The sequence below is a fragment of the Desmonostoc muscorum LEGE 12446 genome (assembly GCF_015207005.2).
Taxonomy (GTDB): domain Bacteria; phylum Cyanobacteriota; class Cyanobacteriia; order Cyanobacteriales; family Nostocaceae; genus Nostoc; species Nostoc muscorum.
Genome location: NZ_JADEXS020000001.1, coordinates 2238201 through 2253809, shown reverse-complemented (window position 1 = coordinate 2253809; position 15609 = coordinate 2238201). Strand labels below are relative to the sequence as shown.

Below are 15609 nucleotides of genomic sequence, written 5' to 3'. Positions count from 1 at the left end.
TCTAGCGGCTACAGCATTTTCTGACGGTGATGCTGGCAGTTTTTCTATCTCTTACTTATCTACCGATCCCCTTAAGAGCCAATTGTATGAGCAGTATAGCTATTAATTCATCAGTTGATCTTGCCATTCCGGAATGGTTAAAAAAATGTTTGAAGGAGTTATCGACAAGTAGCGGCGAAGCTGAAGATGATCGAAGGCATAGTGATGCAGTTTTGATTGGTCGAGCATTTGAATTTGCTTACCAACTGCATCAAGGTCAATACCGCAAATCGGGAGAGCCATACATCGCTCATCCCATTGCTGTAGCTGGATTGCTGCGGGACTTGGGAGGTAGTGCTGCTATGATAGCAGCTGGGTTTCTTCATGATGTAGTTGAAGATACAGAAGTCACTATTGAAGAAATCGAAGAACGCTTTGGCCCAGAAGTTCGCCAATTGGTGGAAGGTGTCACCAAGCTTTCTAAAATCAATTTCACTAGCAAAAAGGAAAGCCAAGCGGAAAATTTCCGACGGATGTTTTTGGCGATGGCGCAAGATATTCGAGTGATTGTGGTGAAGTTGGCAGACCGTTTGCATAATATGCGAACCTTACAATACATGTCTGAAGCCAGCCGCCGCCGCAGTGCCCAGGAAACGCGAGATATCTTTGCACCCTTAGCCAATCGCTTGGGAATCTGGCGAATTAAATGGGAATTGGAGGATTTGGCTTTTAAATATTTGGAGCCAGAAGCTTTCCGAGAAATTCAGCAGCATGTTTCCGAAAAACGGACGGCGCGAGAAGAGAAGCTGGCCAAAGCTACAGAAATTTTGCGGGAGCGTTTGCAGCAAGCTGGAATTCACTGTCAAGATATCAGCGGCCGCCCCAAGCATCTTTATAGCATTTACCAAAAAATGCATCGGCAGCAAAAGGAATTTCACGAAATTTACGATTTGGCAGCCCTGCGGATTATTGTCCAAACCAATGAAGAATGCTATCGGGCGTTGGCAGTGGTTCATGATGCTTTTCGCCCAATTCCTGGGAGATTTAAAGATTATATTGGACTGCCAAAACCTAATCGTTATCAGTCGTTGCATACTGGAGTGATTGGGTTGACTGGTCGTCCTTTGGAAGTCCAGATTCGGACGATAGAAATGCATCATATCGCCGAATATGGGATTGCCGCTCATTGGAAGTATAAAGAAACAGGTGGTTCTAGCATTAGCCATTTGACAGGGGCAGATGAAAAGTTTACTTGGCTGCGGCAACTGCTGGAATGGCAGACGGATCTCAAGGACGCCCAAGAATATCTTGATAGTGTCAAAGATAATCTATTTGAAGATGATGTCTATGTCTTCACCCCTAAGGGGGATGTTGTACCTTTAAGCCCTGGATCTACAAGTATAGATTTTGCTTATCGCATTCATACAGAAGTGGGGAACCACTGTTCAGGGGCGCGGGTGAATGGACGAATGGTACCTCTGTCAACAAGGCTGCAAAATGGCGATATTGTGGAGATTCTCACCCAAAAGAACTGTCATCCGAGTTTGGATTGGTTGAATTTTGTCAGGACTTCAGCAGCGAAATATCGGATTAAACAATGGTACAAGCGATCGCGCCGGGAAGAAAATGTCGCCCGTGGAAGAGAATTGTTAGAAAAGGAACTTGGTAAAACAGGTTTTGATAGTCTCTTAAAGTCCGATGCAATGCAGATTGTCACCGAAAAGTGTAACTACCACAGCGTCGAAGATTTACTAGCTGGTTTGGGTTACGGTGAAGTGACATTGAATTTAGTCCTAAATCGTTGGCGAGAAGTGGCGAAGGGACAACAACCAGTTACAACCCCGCCGCCATTTCTTCCCAAAGAATCGACATCTACAGCAAAAGCTTTACGAGATGCACCTCCAACTACCTCCCGCTCCACAGATTCGCCGATTGTTGGCGTAGAAGGTTTGGTGTATCATTTAGCTGGGTGTTGTACCCCGATTCCTGGCGAACCAATTATTGGCGTAGTGACGCGGGGTAGGGGGATTTCAATTCATCGCCAAGGCTGCAATAATCTGGAAAGTGTCGAGTATGAGCGCCTAGTACCTGTTAGGTGGAACCCAGCAACCGAAAATAGTGGTCGTCCACACACGTACCCAGTGGATATTCAAATCGAAGCACTTGACCGCGTAGGAGTGTTAAAGGATATTTTATCAAGGTTGAGTGACCAGGGGATCAATGTACGCCATGCCCAGGTGAAAACTGCTATTGGTCAACCTGCATTGATGGACTTAGGAATAGATATACGCGATCGCCCTCAACTAGAGCAAGTATTTATCCAAATTAAGAAGATGAGCGACATTTTGAATATCCGCCGCGTTGGTCAAATTGACGAGTAGGTAATTGGTAGAGTGCGTTAACAATTAAGCCCCCCTTTTTAAGGGGGGTTGGGGGGATCTTCCTGGGCAAAATCTCACCAACACCAAACATATTGTTATATAGATATCTTTTGCAGAGACGGGATTAATCGCGTCTCTTAGTTTTTACGGACATCCCAAAACAACTTTAATTTTTATTAGTTAGATATCCTGAGGTTCTCTAGGTGATACAGAAGGTAACTTTGACATACTTTAAATTTATAAAAGTTTGATAAAGTATGTCCAAACTTCTGGTTAGTCAATATCACACAGAAGTAGAAAGAATTATTCAATATGGCGGTTCACGTAAAGAAACATCGATTCGGGTTGCATTTCAAAACTTAGTTAATGAATATTGCAAACCTAGAGAATTTAGACTTATTCCTGAACTAGATTATAAAACACCTAGCGGCAAACTTGTTTATCCAGATGGCACTGTTAAAGATGCTTTGCGTTTAGATTGGGGTTACTGGGAAAGCAAAGATGAATATGACAATCTCGACGAAGAAATTTCCAAAAAGCTCATAAAAGGCTACCCAGATAGTAACATTCTGTTTGAAGACTCGCAAACAGCGGTTTTAATTCAGGGTGGACAAGAAACCATGCGCGTCCCGATGAAAGATGCTGACGCGTTGGATGGAATAATTACATATTTTATTAACTATGTTCGCCCAGAAGTTAAAGATTTTCGTGAGGCAATTGAAACTTTTAAGGAAGATTTACCAACTGTTTTAAATGCTTTGCGTGACTTAATCGATAGTCAAATCGAAACAAACGCGGCTTTTCAAACAGCGAGGGCTAAATTTTGGGGTATCTGCAAAGAATCAATTAATCCTGAAGTTACTTTGCTGGATATTAGAGAAATGATGATTCAGCATATTTTAACTGAAGATATCTTTATTAGCATCTTCAATGAATCTCAGTTTCATCGAGAAAATAATATTGCTCGTGAATTAAAAAGTATAATCGATACTTTTTTTACAGGTAGCACTAAAAAAAATACTCTTGGTACTATTGAGCGTTACTATGGAGTCATTAGAAGAACTGCTGCGAATATTTACAATCATCATGAAAAGCAGAAGTTTTTAAAAGTCCTTTATGAGAATTTCTACAAAGCATATAATCCGAAAGCAGCTGATAGGTTAGGTATTGTTTACACGCCGAATGAAGTTGTGCGCTTCATGATTGAAAGTGTAGATTATTTAGTTCACAAAAATTTCGGTAAGCTGCTAGCTGATAAAAATATTGAAATTTTAGATCCAGCGACCGGCACAGCAACTTTTATCACCGAATTAATAGATTATTTACCCAAAGATAAACTCGAATACAAGTATAAGCATGAAATTCTCTGCAACGAAGTAGCAATATTACCTTATTATATTGCTAACTTGAATATTGAATACACCTATAAACAAAAAATGGGTGTATATGAAGAATTTAAAAATATATGTTTTGTTGATACACTTGAGCATACATCTTTTGAAGGTAAGCAAATGAATTTGTTTGCCATGAGTGTAGAAAATACAGAGAGAATTAAACGACAAAATGAAACTGATATTTCTGTAATTATGGGCAATCCCCCATATAATGCCAAACAAGAAAATTTTAACGACTATAACGCAAATCTTGCCTATCCCGAAGTAGATAAGCGTATTAAAGAAACATACATCAAGCGTGGTACAGCACAAAATCAAATTGCGCTTTACGATATGTATGTGCGATTTTTGCGCTGGGCATCAGACCGTCTGAGTCAAAATGGTATAGTGGCATTAATTACTAATTCTTCATTTATTGATAGTAAGACATTTGACGGATTTAGAAAAGTTGTTTCAGATGAATTTAGTGAAATTTATATTATCGATTTAGGTGGAAATATCCGCACAGGAGATAAATCTGGTAGTGTTTTTGGAGTAAAGGTTGGTACAGCTATCAGCTTTATGGTAAAGAAACAAGGGAAAACTAAAGTTCCTTGTCTAATTTTTTATACAAAAGTTTCAGAAGATTCAGCCGAAGCAAAGCTGAATTTATTAGCTAAAACACCATTTGATAAAGTTTCGTTTTTGCACATTAATCCAGATGATAAAAGTAACTGGATTAATTTATCAGATAATGACTTTGATTGCCTTATTCCTATTATCAGTAAAAATGTCAAATCTGGTCAAGGAGAGCAAGCAATATTTAAATTATTTTCTAGAGGAATTGCTACTCAACGTGATGAATGGGTGTATGATTTCTCAAAATCAGAATTAGAGAATCGGATGAAGTTCTTTGTAGATGTGTATGAACGCAAACGTAGAACATCTGAAGAATTGGGGTTTGACATTAAGTGGGATAGGGAGTTGAATAATTATCTCAAGCGGGGTATCAGCAAAAACTTTGATAAAGGATTAATAGTTAGAAGTACGTATAGACCATTTATTAAAAAGTATCTTTATTTTGATAAGCATTTTAATGGAATGACTTATCAACTACCTCAAATTTTTCCAAGTTCTAGTATTGAAAACAAAGCGATTTGGATAAAATCAGGCATTGATGCGGCTGATTTTTGTATTGGTATTAAATATATACCCGATGTCTTAACTAATGGTGGTTCTCAATGTATTCCTCTCTATCGCTACGACAAAGATGGGAAAGGCATCGACAACATCACCGACTGGGGATTAGCACAATTCCAAACACATTACAATGACTCCACAATTACCAAATTAGATATTTTTTACTACACCTACTCCGTTTTGCACAATCCCGCCTATCGGACTAAATACGAACTTAATTTGAAACGAGAATTTCCCCGTATACCCTTCTATGATGGCTTTCACAAATGGGTTAACTGGGGTAAACAGTTGATGGATTTGCACATCAATTATGAAACTGTCGAACCCTATCCTTTAAAACGAATTGATTTGTCTTTGGCTAAAAATAGGACACCAAAGGCAAAACTTAAAGCCGATATAGCCAATGGAACCATTATTTTAGATGATGTCACAACTTTAGAAGGTGTCCCAAAAATTGCTTGGGAATATCGCCTTGGCAACCGTTGTGCTTTAGAGTGGATATTAGATCAATACAAAGAAAAGAAACCTAAAGACCCGACAATTGCTGAAAAATTCAATACATATTGCTTTGCAGATTACAAAGAACAGGTAATAGATTTACTACAAAGAGTCTGCACCGTCAGTGTGGAAACAATGGAGATTATTCAACAGATTGAGCTGTAACAGATTTGCTATTTTTCGGGAACAGACTAATCAATGCGCGTAAAGCATGATTGACAGCTTCTCCATTAGGAAAATACTCTCGTACATCGGGATCGAGCATCACTGCTCCATCTTCAAGGGTAAAATGCTGTACAACAGTTGTGTCATCAGCTTGATGAATAGTAACAGTATGTCCACGTCGATAAGCTTGATAATGCTTCCCACGAACACCATTTGTAAAATCGTATTCTGGGAGCATATCATTATCTGTGATGTCAGGCTGCTCAGAATTAGCTTTGTTCATAAACCTTCTGTTCTGCTTTTGTGGCTTGGCGGCAACTGATAATGCGAATCTTGGATTGACGTTCTGTATAAACTACAACGAGTAACTGTCCTCGCGAAGAAAGACCAATATCAATGTATCGTTCTTCGGCAAGTGAGTGTTCAAGATCAGTGATAGTAATGGAAAAGGGGTCATTGAATATAGTTTTCGCCTCGTCAAAGCTAATTCCATGCTTCTTGAGGTTTTCTTTGGCTTTTTCTTCATGCCATTCAAACCTCAATTCCACAGAATTACCCCCACCCCAATGACTTGTTAGTAATATTGTACGTTGTTTTTGAATCGCTAAAGATAATAATTAAATTCGACGATTGCACCACAGTTATTTGTGACACGAATGGGCAATATTACTAAAATCTATGACCAAATTTTCCCTAACTCTTTTTCTATTTGATTTCGGCGCAAAACTATATTCTCTTCCCGATTTAATCAGGAGTATATTTTAGTCTAATCTTTATAAGACTAAAAATGATTCCCACTGATGTAGCACGTACCTCAGTAATGATGGATGATTAATATTGATGAGTGTGTCTATTTATTCTAAGTCCCATGCAAAATGTATTTCCTGGAGAAGTATTCGCTAACACTGCTCACTTCGACACTGGTATTCGCCAACTGTTACCGCGATACGATGAGATGTTGGAGGTAATTACCCGTTGTATACCTTCCACAAGTCGGCGTATTTTAGAATTAGGCTGTGGTACAGGTGAACTGAGTCTCAAAATACTCAATCGCTGTCCAGATACTGAAGTAATTGCCTTAGATTACTCATCTCGAATGCTACAATTTGCCGAAGATAAAATTGCAGCAGCAGGATATCAACAACGGTGGACTGGTATAGAAGCTGACTTCGGCGAGTGGGCAAATAATCCAGAAAAGTTTGATGTTGGTAGCGAATTTGATGCTTGTGTTTCATCCTTAGCAATTCACCATCTTCAGGATGAGATGAAGTTGAAGTTATTTGGGCAAATTGCTGCTAGTCTCATTCAAAACGGTTGTTTTTGGAATGCAGACCCCCTTCTACCAGAATCACCAATCTTATTAGATGTTTACAAAACGGCGCGAGAAGAATGGACAGTTCAAGAGGAAATTAATTTGACAGAGATTCGCGCCAAACGTGGCACCAGCAGCACCCAAGGTTACTCTAGTCAAGACCAGCTAGCTACTTTAGATGCCCATTTACAGATGTTAACCACAGCTGGGTTTAAGACAGTGGCAGTACCTTGGAAATATTACGGTTTGACCGTATTTGGTGGCTGGCTGCAAAAATTTTAGATTTTGGATGCCCGGATTGGAAATTGATAAAAGGTTCAGATTCCCTACTTTTTTAATAAGTCGGGAATTTTATTATTCACAAATTATTAAGTAATAATATAGTAACAAAACGGCAATAAATAATATTATTTGCCTTGAGAAGAACTATTATATAAACGCATTATGTTTAGAAGTAGTGCTGAGTGAAACCTCCTAACTAAAGTTAGGGGATTGAACAAGGAACTTGTTTATTTAGCAAAAGTACCCCATAAGGGTACTATGCATACTCCACAGAGTTATCTGAAAATACAGAGTAGAAAATTTGCTTGCAAAAAGACACCAGGGGCAGAGGATTGGATTCGTTTTTCTGCTTCTTTCAAAAGTGGAGTTAAAGCCACTGTTTACCCTCCGAATTTTAAATTTTAGATTTTGGATTTTGGATTTTTTGGGGTACAAGCCCCACCCCACATGGAGTGGAAAAATCTAAAATCGTCAATCTAAAATCTCCAAGCCCCGCACCCTCGTGGTCGGGGTCAATCCAAAAGACGCGACGCTCGAATACTCGCTAACGCTGCGCTATCGCAAATCTAAAATCCAAAATTGGTTTACCATCACTTAGTTTCAAAAGGAGAATATCTTGGATGGCTCGAAATAAAAAGAAATTAGCCGGTTTTAAGCATGAGCATCCACTTTACTCTAGATGCCCAATTTGTTGTATTGTCCCGCCTCACATGCTGGAAAATGTTGTAGTGAATGGGAATCCCCAGCAGCGGAGTTGGGCTTTTCGTACATTAAATCTTTCGGCACAGCTTCGCGGACGGAGAGAGATCATAGGTAGTATCTCATTTGCGCCTTCTCCCGGTGAGAAGCGCCGTACTATCTACGATGCCAAAGGTGGGCAGCAACTTCCTGGTACACTGGTGCGTGGTGAAGGCGATCCTCCCAGCAGTGATGCAGCAGTGAATGAAGCCTACGATGCTGCCGGTGCTACTTATGACTTGTTTTATGAGATATTCGATCGCAATTCCATTGATGACAAGGGTCTGCGTTTAGACTCCACCGTGCATTATGGCGTCAACTACGATAACGCCTTTTGGAACGGCGACCAAATGGTTTATGGTGATGGTGACGGAGAACTGTTTCAACGCTTCACTAAGTCAATTGATGTGATTGGACATGAGTTAGCTCATGGTGTAACTCAGTACGAAGCAGGTTTACAGTATTATGGCGAACCAGGGGCATTGAATGAATCGTTTTCTGATGTCTTCGGTTCCCTAGTGAAACAAAAGACCAAAAATCAAACTGCACAAGAAGCAGATTGGATTATTGGTGAAGGTCTTTTGGCACCTGCTGTCAAAGGTGTCGGTATCCGTTCCATGAAAGCACCAGGAACAGCATATGATGACTCAGTACTGGGTAAAGATCCCCAACCAGGGCATATGAAAGATAAATATACTGGCGGTGATGATAACGGTGGGGTGCATATCAACTCAGGAATTCCTAACCATGCCTTTTATCTGGCGGCTGTTGAGATTGATGGCTATGCCTGGGAAACAGTTGGTAAAATCTGGTACATAGCTTTACGCGATCGCCTGCGTGCCAAAGCAGATTTTAAAAAAGCTGCCAACGTCACCATTCAAATTGCTGGCGAACTCTACGGTAATGACAGTAATGAGCAGAAAGTCGTGCAGAATGCTTGGCAAAAGGTAGGGGTTATCTAGAGTTAGGAGTTAGGAGTGAGGAGTTAGGAGTTGAGAAAAACTCACAACTTCTAACTCCTAACTCTTAATTCCTAACTTTACTTTTAGCTGTGCTATTTGTTGTTGCTAAACTGGGAGGTGAGAACTGTCATCTCCCGTCTTTGCATTTCTCCCAACTAAATAGCACAACGGAGAGCAAAAAAATGCGGATATCGTTTGAACGCACGGGCGGCTTTGCTGGAATCAGTAAGAAAACAACCGTTGATACAGCCGAACTCCCAGCAAACGAAGCCAACACCCTTAAGAGACTAGTGGAAGCTGCTGATTTATTTAGGCTACCTGAACAAATTACCTCGCCTAATCCCCAGAGCGATCGCTTTCAATATAAATTAACAGTGGAAGATAACGGTAGGCAGCATACAGTGACTGTTAGCGAAGCAGCATTACCAGGGACTTTAAGACCCCTGATTGAATGGCTACAAAACACACCACAAAAAAGGTAATTTACTGAATTAGCAACTGAATTTTTAGACAAAAATCCAGTCAACGCAATATAAAAATGATTGCCCAAGGAGAATCATATAAACAGGAGAATGTAAAGTCGTGGGCGAAGAGAATATAAATTTTAACTCCGCACAAGAAAACCAAATTGATGATTTTTTGCATGTAGCATCTGTAAAAGAAGATTGGGGCGGAGATGGAACAGGGCGGATGAATTTATCAGGAAGGCGTACAGCAATCTCCCCAGAGTATGTACCTCGCAAGTACCAATTTTTTGATACAAATGCCGTACCAGAAAAACACGATTGGCGAGTGAGTGGAATGCCAGATGATGTAGTATTTGGAAGTAGGCGATCGCTAACGTGGCATGACTGTGGTGCATCCACTTCAAAAGTAGTTTTACCACCTCACTTTGAGGCACCTTCTGGCTTCTTTACTGCTGATTTAGAAATTTTTGTATTGAGGGGTGCAATTCAATTAGGTGAGTGGCAATTAAACAAGCATGGCTACTCTTTTATTCCCGCAGGTGTGAAAATCGGCCCTTGGAAAGTGCTAGGCAATGAAGAAGTTGAAATTCTCTGGATGGAGAACGGCTCAGTTATATTAGAGTATAAAAATGCATTAAATAATCATCCCCTTGCTAGACTAAGGGATTTTATTCCGGCATTGGATAGCAAATTGCTACCGTGGAGTAAGACGGATACAGTTCAATTTGAGGTGTCTAAAAAAAAGTACCTCAGAAAAGATAGTAACGGCGGTGGAGTATGGTTGCTTGCTATCTTGCCACATTATGATGGCAGATATCCAATGATTCAATCTTATAATGAAGAAGCATATTGCTTGGCTGGATACTGCGACATTGGAGATTTTCGATTTGTAAAAGATTGCTTCGGCTATTGTCCTAGCTTTACAACTTCTCCTTGGCACAGAACAGATGACGGTTGCTTATTCTTTATCCGAGTTGACAGGGATTTGTCAAAGCTTGGAACAGTATTATCATATCCACACCAATAAAAATCAATTCAACCCATTTTTAATTCCTCTTTTTTCTTTCTTTGCGTACTTTGCGTACTTTGCGGTTCGTTCCTTAAAACCCTCAAAATTAACGCGATGAACCACTAGAATATCTTTTTAAATACCGTCCAATGGGTGAACCTAGAACCTCTCCATTGTTGTAAATCAAATTTCCCCGCAAAAAGGTACTTTTTACCCTTCCAGTTAACTCCATCCCTTCAAAAGGTGTATAACCTTGTTGTGATTCCGACTCCGTTGCATGTACCACAAAACTTTCATTCGGGTCTATCAACACCAAATCAGCATCATAGCCAATAGCAATGTCACCTTTTTCCAACAAACCAAAACGCCGCGATGGGTTCCAAGATAGTAATTTAGCCATGTGGTTGTAAGACATTCCTCGCTTACTACCTTCACTAAATACACCAGAAAATAAATATTCTGTACCGCCAAAACCAGATTTTGCTAACCAAATATTATTAGGATCTTTAACACTTCTTTTTTGTTCCGCAGAACAACAAGCATGGTCGCTAACTATCCAATCTACTTGATTATTAAGAACTGCTTGCCATAAATATTCCACATCGGCACGGGGACGAATAGGGGGGTTTACTTTTGCCCAAATTGTATTAGGAGTATCGACATCTAATAGCAAATGTCCCACAGTAACTTCTCGACGAAAATTGATATGAGGAAAAGCAGTTTGCATAGTCAAAGCTGCTTCCATTGCCTTACGCGAACTCAAATGCAATAAATTAATATTTACACAGTTTGTTTCATGTGCTAAATAAGAAGCAATGCAAATTGCTAAACCTTCGGAATGAGGTGGACGCGCTGCACTGTAAGCGTGGAGTCCGCTAAGACTAAAATCATTTTCAACTATTTTGGTATAGGCATTAAGAATTTCTGCAACTTCGCAATGTAAACTTAAGCTGATAGTATCTCGCGCTTGGGGATGTTTTTCTATCAAGCGAGTTAGACCGCGCATAATAAATTCAAAATGGGCGAAATCGTACCTTTCCTCTTTATTAATCATCAAAAAAAGGTTTTGCTGGTCTGACAAACCATGCAAGCCATAGCCGCCATAAAACATGAAAATTTTAAACGAAGATACACCGTGTTCCTCAAACAATAAAGGTATTTCGTCAATGTGCTGGCTGGCTATTGGTGCGATGTGATAGCTGTAATCGACAAAAAAATTACCTGCGGATAACGCTAACACTTCTGGAAAAAAATCTTGATAAGAACCGCCTTTATTGAGATAATACTGTCCTGTACGGATGTAATTTAGGCTGGTAGTCACGCCTCCCATTGCCGCTGCTTTGCTTTCAGTTACAGCATCTTTGTCGAGGGGCTGATAAATACCGATGTGCATATGGGCATCCACGACCCCAGGAAAGCCCAGCAAGTTTTTGCCATCAAATACCTCTTTAGCTGTGTCTGGGCTAATATAAGAACCAATCTGAGCAAATTTTCCATCCTTAATTCCTAAATCAAGTAGTTCGTAGGCGTAGCCCGTCGTAGACATCACATTATCATGGGGACGAACTACCCGCACATTTTTGATCACTCGATCTAATAGGGGAGTTTCAGACACAGTAGACCTCACACTAAAATGAGTTTAGTTAGGAATTTCCACATCCTACCGGGACGCAGACCAAATACCATCACCGCGTAACAGTTTTTTATGAAATCGTTTTCAGGAGAAAAGACAATGGAAAGTTTTAATGAATATCATCTAGACTCAGAGCAATTTCCTTTTCTCAAAAGTTTCCAAGATAACTGGGAAGTAATTAGAGATGAGTTTACACACTTTATTAAAAATGCATCTCAGGAAGAGTTAACATTTACTTACGATGTTCTCGGTCCTAAAAATAAAACAATTAAAACAAAGGGAAATTCCAAATACAGTGCTTTTGGAATTTTATTTCAAGGTCTTTTTATTGAAAAATATATCCAAGTGCATCAAATACAATATCCTGATTTTGCGTCAGATGATGCATCACAAAAAGCACTCGCATTAAGAGAAAAATATTTTACAAATTTAGCTAAAGTAATAGAAAAAGTCAACTTTAATCATGATGAAATCATCAGAAATGCGTATTTTGGTACATTTCATCCAGGCCTAGATATCAAGCTACATGTGAACTATAATCCTCACATGAATCGTGGCTATTTAGGATTAATTGTGCCAGAGGGGGATGTGGCTATGAAAATATGTCATGAACAGCTTTATTGGCATGAAGGAGAAATCATGGTTTTAGATCACAGCTATCCCCACTGTCCGCATAATTACACTGATTATGATAGAACCGTATTGGTTATAGACTTTTTTAAACCAGATCGGTCTAGAGAGGAGGTGATGCAATTTGAAAAAGAGCAAGTTACACAACGTATGCAAGACAATCCTTACAGCTTAGGTGTTTTTGGTAAAAGCGATAAAGCTGAAATAGAAGATTTTATTAAGTATGGTTTAGCTCATCAATTAGAGTGGGATAAAGCTCTATGATACCAATGAGCATTGTTATAGTAATCCGCTTTGATTTTTGAAATTATTTGCGTAGGTAGGGAGTAGGGAATCAGCTTTTTCGAGGTGTAGGTCATTTTTTAACGCAATCAAATAGTAGTCCTATATGTCCCTACTTAATAAACGCTTTGTAGTCTTCTATTTTGCTAGCCAAGCGTGACGCGAGAAACGGACTTGCATCTTTCAAAGCTTCATAAATCTGAATACCTTCTTCTCGATATCGAATAATTTTGTCTTGATTCCAATAATGTGGTGGTGCTTGGAGGTTAGTAATTCTATCGGCTAGCTTTACCATCCATATTTCTGGTGGTTGTTTTTTTATTCTTCGTAAACTATCTGTCATTTGCAGATTTTTGTCTAAAGAATTATCTTTAGTCAATGCAAGTACACCGTTAGCGATCGCTTCACCAAATTCAGTTTTTATTTCCTCGAAGGTTGTCACAGTATCTTCAATTATGTCATGCAAAATAGCACATTGAATTGCTAGGTTTTCGTCACGTTTTTTTTCGACATTTAAGGCAGCAATTACTTCCATGCAGACACAACTCAAATGAATAATGTAAGGTTTTTCTGAACCTGGCATTTTCTGACCTTGATGTGCGTGTGCTGCTTTATTTAAGGCTTTGATATAAGTTTCTTGTGACCAGTTTTGTTGCATATCTAATACTCTCACTTAATCATCTGGAAATTGCCAAGATGAAATACTTTCTACATTTTTGCTACTGCATTTAATACAAGTAACATCAAAAGTTGAATCTATCCATTCATAACCGCAATTACGACAGTGACAGAAAATATTATTGCGGTTTGCTTGTTTTATACCCTGGTGCCATTGCTGTAGTTCGCTAGGATTGGGAAACGGAAAATTATCAGACATTCTCACAAGCCTTTTCGATTGCTAAACCACTAATAGTATTCCCATTCTAAGTTCAGCTATAACTTACACTTCAAGAATAAAACTGTCTCGCAAATGAAAATCAGCTTCTGCACCTCGATGAGTTAATGCCCAGTAAGTAACGCCACCATCTCTATTTTTAATAACAGTGGTAATGGCAACTTCAATTATTTGTTCTGGCGAAATCATTTTATCCAAATCAATGTTCAAAGTAAGTACTAATTTATCGGTTTGATTTTCAACATTAAACGGAAGTATTGTCAAGGCTGTTTCTTCCCGCATTCCTTGACGGTATCCATCAAAACGATAAACATTCCAGTCTCCGGCGGGTGACAGGTTGAATTCCCAATATTGTTGAGAGTTTTTGATGCCAAGGAAAAACTCAAAGCAAGTATTTTCCCACAGTTGATGCTTGCGTGATGGTGTAGCTGGCTTTGCTAACGCTATTTCTTTCAAATCACCTGTGAGGGTATAACAGATGCTAAGTTGATTAATATTTCGGCTGATATTACCTGCGATTTGCAAATTCGCTGGGGATTCGCTAGAAACAAATGGTTGCAAGGAAAATGTCTGGTTATTCATTTAATATCTTTGATGATTTTGCGAATCTGCGTTTCTTGGGATTCGATACTTTCGGTGAGTTTAAACTGGACGATCGCTCTTGCTAAATTATGTTCTGGGTGCTTCACTTTGAAATAGACGTTTCCTGCTAAATAATCAGCAAAAAATCTCAATCCTAGTTCAAAGGTGATGAGACGAATTGCATCGTAGATATAGGCATAGTCATTTTCTGTCAGAAAAGCCTTAGCCACACCAAGATAACCTGCTAAAATTTCCTGGCACAAATCGGTATCAAAATAAACATCTTCCCAATTCTGCGTTTCTTCTCCAGCCGGATTGCAACCCGATCGCAAACAATCGCCAATATCGTAATGTACCAGACCGGGTTTCACGGTGTCTAGGTCTATGACACTGACGGCTTGCTGGGTAGCAGTGTCGAACATGACGTTATTGATTTTTGGATCGCCGTGCATCAGACGCAGCGGTAGAATGCCTTGTGCTTTGGCATTTTCGAGGATATGTGCAAAGGTTTGGCGATCGCTAACAAATTCCAAGCAATAATTAACATCAGGAGTTTTACACACTTTGGTAGTTGCTAAAACTTCATCGTAATGCTGAAGATAAAGCGGTGTAATATGGAATCCTTCGAGGGTATCAGCGAGTTTTTCTGGTGGCAAATCGCTGATCAAATTGTGGAACATTCCCAATGCATAACCGATTTCTTGTGCATGTGAGCGATCGTGCATGGTATCAAAGGATTGTGAATCTTCAATAAAGCTAATTGCCCGCCAAAAGGAACCGTCAGCATCTCGCCAGTGGTCTTGTTCGTTTTTAGTCAGTAGTACTTGCGGTACTTCCCAGCGACGATTTAGAGGAGTAGATTGTAATTTTTTGCGAACATGCTCAGTGAAGATACACATATTTTGCATAATCAATTTTGGCTGATGAAATACTTGTGTATTAATGCGTTGTAGAACAAAATGCTGTTGTTTTGAGCAATCTAGAGTTACCAAAAAGGTGTCATTGATATTACCACTACCGAATGCTTTGGTACTTATAACCTTTCCCAGTCGGGCGAATTGATCGGCGATCGCAACTAGATTTTCTGCACCCTGTGTATTGAATTCTTCTATCATGTTCGTGTTTGACCTGACTACTCCTCACATTGCACAAAGGCAATAGGGGATATCGTAGCGCAAGTATCAAGATAATTTGTAATTCGTAATTAAAAAGGGTTTTTCT

14 protein-coding genes are annotated in these 15609 nt (G+C 39.5%); 7 read left to right on the top strand and 7 right to left on the bottom strand.

What is annotated here, in order from left to right; genetic code table 11:
- The first annotated feature begins 86 nt into the window (after positions 1-86).
- Positions 87-2360: a RelA/SpoT family protein gene (locus tag IQ276_RS09795; RefSeq protein WP_193915298.1), complete on the top strand. Its 2274-nt coding sequence runs from the start codon at positions 87-89 to the stop codon at positions 2358-2360.
- 257 nt (positions 2361-2617) lie between these two features.
- Positions 2618-5596, top strand: a complete 2979-nt coding sequence (locus IQ276_RS09790; protein ID WP_193915296.1) for a type ISP restriction/modification enzyme — start codon at positions 2618-2620, stop codon at positions 5594-5596.
- On the opposite strand, the gene IQ276_RS09785 is transcribed toward IQ276_RS09790, so the two are convergent.
- Together IQ276_RS09785 and IQ276_RS09780 are read right to left on the bottom strand one after the other, a co-directional pair.
- The gene (locus IQ276_RS09785; RefSeq protein WP_193915294.1) at positions 5574-5879 is read right to left on the bottom strand and encodes a hypothetical protein; all 306 of its coding nucleotides are present in this window, start codon (positions 5877-5879) and stop codon (positions 5574-5576) included. The two genes, IQ276_RS09790 and IQ276_RS09785, sit on opposite strands and share 23 nt — an antisense overlap.
- Complete coding sequence (locus tag IQ276_RS09780) at positions 5866-6144, bottom strand: BrnT family toxin (protein ID WP_193915292.1); 279 nt, start codon at positions 6142-6144, stop codon at positions 5866-5868. Before IQ276_RS09780 ends, IQ276_RS09785 begins: the two co-directional genes overlap by 14 nt.
- Before the next feature lie 320 nt (positions 6145-6464).
- Here IQ276_RS09780 and IQ276_RS09775 point away from each other — a divergent pair, with 320 nt between their 5' ends.
- The 4 genes from IQ276_RS09775 to IQ276_RS09760 all read left to right on the top strand — a co-directional run bounded on the left by IQ276_RS09775 (position 6465) and on the right by IQ276_RS09760 (position 10384).
- Entirely contained in the window at positions 6465-7190 is a 726-nt protein-coding gene (locus IQ276_RS09775; RefSeq protein ID WP_193915290.1) for a class I SAM-dependent methyltransferase, read from the top strand.
- A gap of 620 nt (positions 7191-7810) precedes the next feature.
- Entirely contained in the window at positions 7811-8890 is a 1080-nt protein-coding gene (locus tag IQ276_RS09770; RefSeq protein ID WP_193915288.1) for a M4 family metallopeptidase, read from the top strand.
- 182 nt (positions 8891-9072) lie between these two features.
- Positions 9073-9372 (top strand): protealysin inhibitor emfourin, encoded by a 300-nt coding sequence (locus IQ276_RS09765; RefSeq protein WP_193915286.1) that lies wholly within the window; start codon positions 9073-9075, stop codon positions 9370-9372.
- A gap of 100 nt (positions 9373-9472) precedes the next feature.
- Positions 9473-10384 carry a DUF4437 domain-containing protein gene (locus tag IQ276_RS09760; protein WP_235115554.1) on the top strand — a complete coding sequence of 304 codons (912 nt, stop codon included), beginning with the start codon at positions 9473-9475 and terminating at the stop codon, positions 10382-10384.
- A gap of 88 nt (positions 10385-10472) precedes the next feature.
- Here IQ276_RS09760 and IQ276_RS09755 read toward each other — a convergent pair whose 3' ends face one another.
- Positions 10473-11981, bottom strand: coding sequence for an amidohydrolase family protein (locus tag IQ276_RS09755; protein WP_193915284.1), 1509 nt, complete (start codon positions 11979-11981; stop codon positions 10473-10475).
- Between the two features lie 117 nt (positions 11982-12098).
- Here IQ276_RS09755 and IQ276_RS09750 point away from each other — a divergent pair, with 117 nt between their 5' ends.
- Complete coding sequence (locus tag IQ276_RS09750) at positions 12099-12893, top strand: aspartyl/asparaginyl beta-hydroxylase domain-containing protein (protein WP_193915282.1); 795 nt, start codon at positions 12099-12101, stop codon at positions 12891-12893.
- Between the two features lie 130 nt (positions 12894-13023).
- Here IQ276_RS09750 and IQ276_RS09745 read toward each other — a convergent pair whose 3' ends face one another.
- The 4 genes from IQ276_RS09745 to IQ276_RS09730 all read right to left on the bottom strand — a co-directional run bounded on the left by IQ276_RS09745 (position 13024) and on the right by IQ276_RS09730 (position 15503).
- On the bottom strand, positions 13024-13569 hold the full coding sequence (locus IQ276_RS09745) for an HD domain-containing protein (RefSeq protein ID WP_190875727.1): 546 nt from the start codon (positions 13567-13569) through the stop codon (positions 13024-13026).
- Positions 13570-13584: 15 nt separating this feature from the next.
- Complete coding sequence (locus IQ276_RS09740) at positions 13585-13788, bottom strand: hypothetical protein (RefSeq protein ID WP_193915280.1); 204 nt, start codon at positions 13786-13788, stop codon at positions 13585-13587.
- A gap of 63 nt (positions 13789-13851) precedes the next feature.
- Positions 13852-14388, bottom strand: coding sequence for a DOMON-like domain-containing protein (locus tag IQ276_RS09735; protein WP_193915278.1), 537 nt, complete (start codon positions 14386-14388; stop codon positions 13852-13854).
- A complete protein-coding gene (locus IQ276_RS09730; RefSeq protein WP_193915276.1) occupies positions 14385-15503 on the bottom strand; it encodes a phosphotransferase enzyme family protein in 1119 nt (372 codons plus the stop codon). The genes IQ276_RS09735 and IQ276_RS09730 overlap by 4 nt, the downstream gene beginning before the upstream one ends.
- Positions 15504-15609 lie beyond the last annotated feature (106 nt).

Coding starts and splice junctions, on each gene's coding strand:
- IQ276_RS09795 (WP_193915298.1), top strand. CDS start 87: ATGAGCAGTATAGCTATTAATTCATCAGTTGATCTTGCCATTCCGGAA.
- IQ276_RS09790 (WP_193915296.1), top strand. CDS start 2,618: ATGTCCAAACTTCTGGTTAGTCAATATCACACAGAAGTAGAAAGAATT.
- IQ276_RS09785 (WP_193915294.1), bottom strand. CDS start 5,879: ATGAACAAAGCTAATTCTGAGCAGCCTGACATCACAGATAATGATATG.
- IQ276_RS09775 (WP_193915290.1), top strand. CDS start 6,465: ATGCAAAATGTATTTCCTGGAGAAGTATTCGCTAACACTGCTCACTTC.
- IQ276_RS09770 (WP_193915288.1), top strand. CDS start 7,811: ATGGCTCGAAATAAAAAGAAATTAGCCGGTTTTAAGCATGAGCATCCA.
- IQ276_RS09765 (WP_193915286.1), top strand. CDS start 9,073: ATGCGGATATCGTTTGAACGCACGGGCGGCTTTGCTGGAATCAGTAAG.
- IQ276_RS09750 (WP_193915282.1), top strand. CDS start 12,099: ATGGAAAGTTTTAATGAATATCATCTAGACTCAGAGCAATTTCCTTTT.
- IQ276_RS09745 (WP_190875727.1), bottom strand. CDS start 13,569: ATGCAACAAAACTGGTCACAAGAAACTTATATCAAAGCCTTAAATAAA.
- IQ276_RS09740 (WP_193915280.1), bottom strand. CDS start 13,788: ATGTCTGATAATTTTCCGTTTCCCAATCCTAGCGAACTACAGCAATGG.
- IQ276_RS09735 (WP_193915278.1), bottom strand. CDS start 14,388: ATGAATAACCAGACATTTTCCTTGCAACCATTTGTTTCTAGCGAATCC.
- IQ276_RS09730 (WP_193915276.1), bottom strand. CDS start 15,503: ATGATAGAAGAATTCAATACACAGGGTGCAGAAAATCTAGTTGCGATC.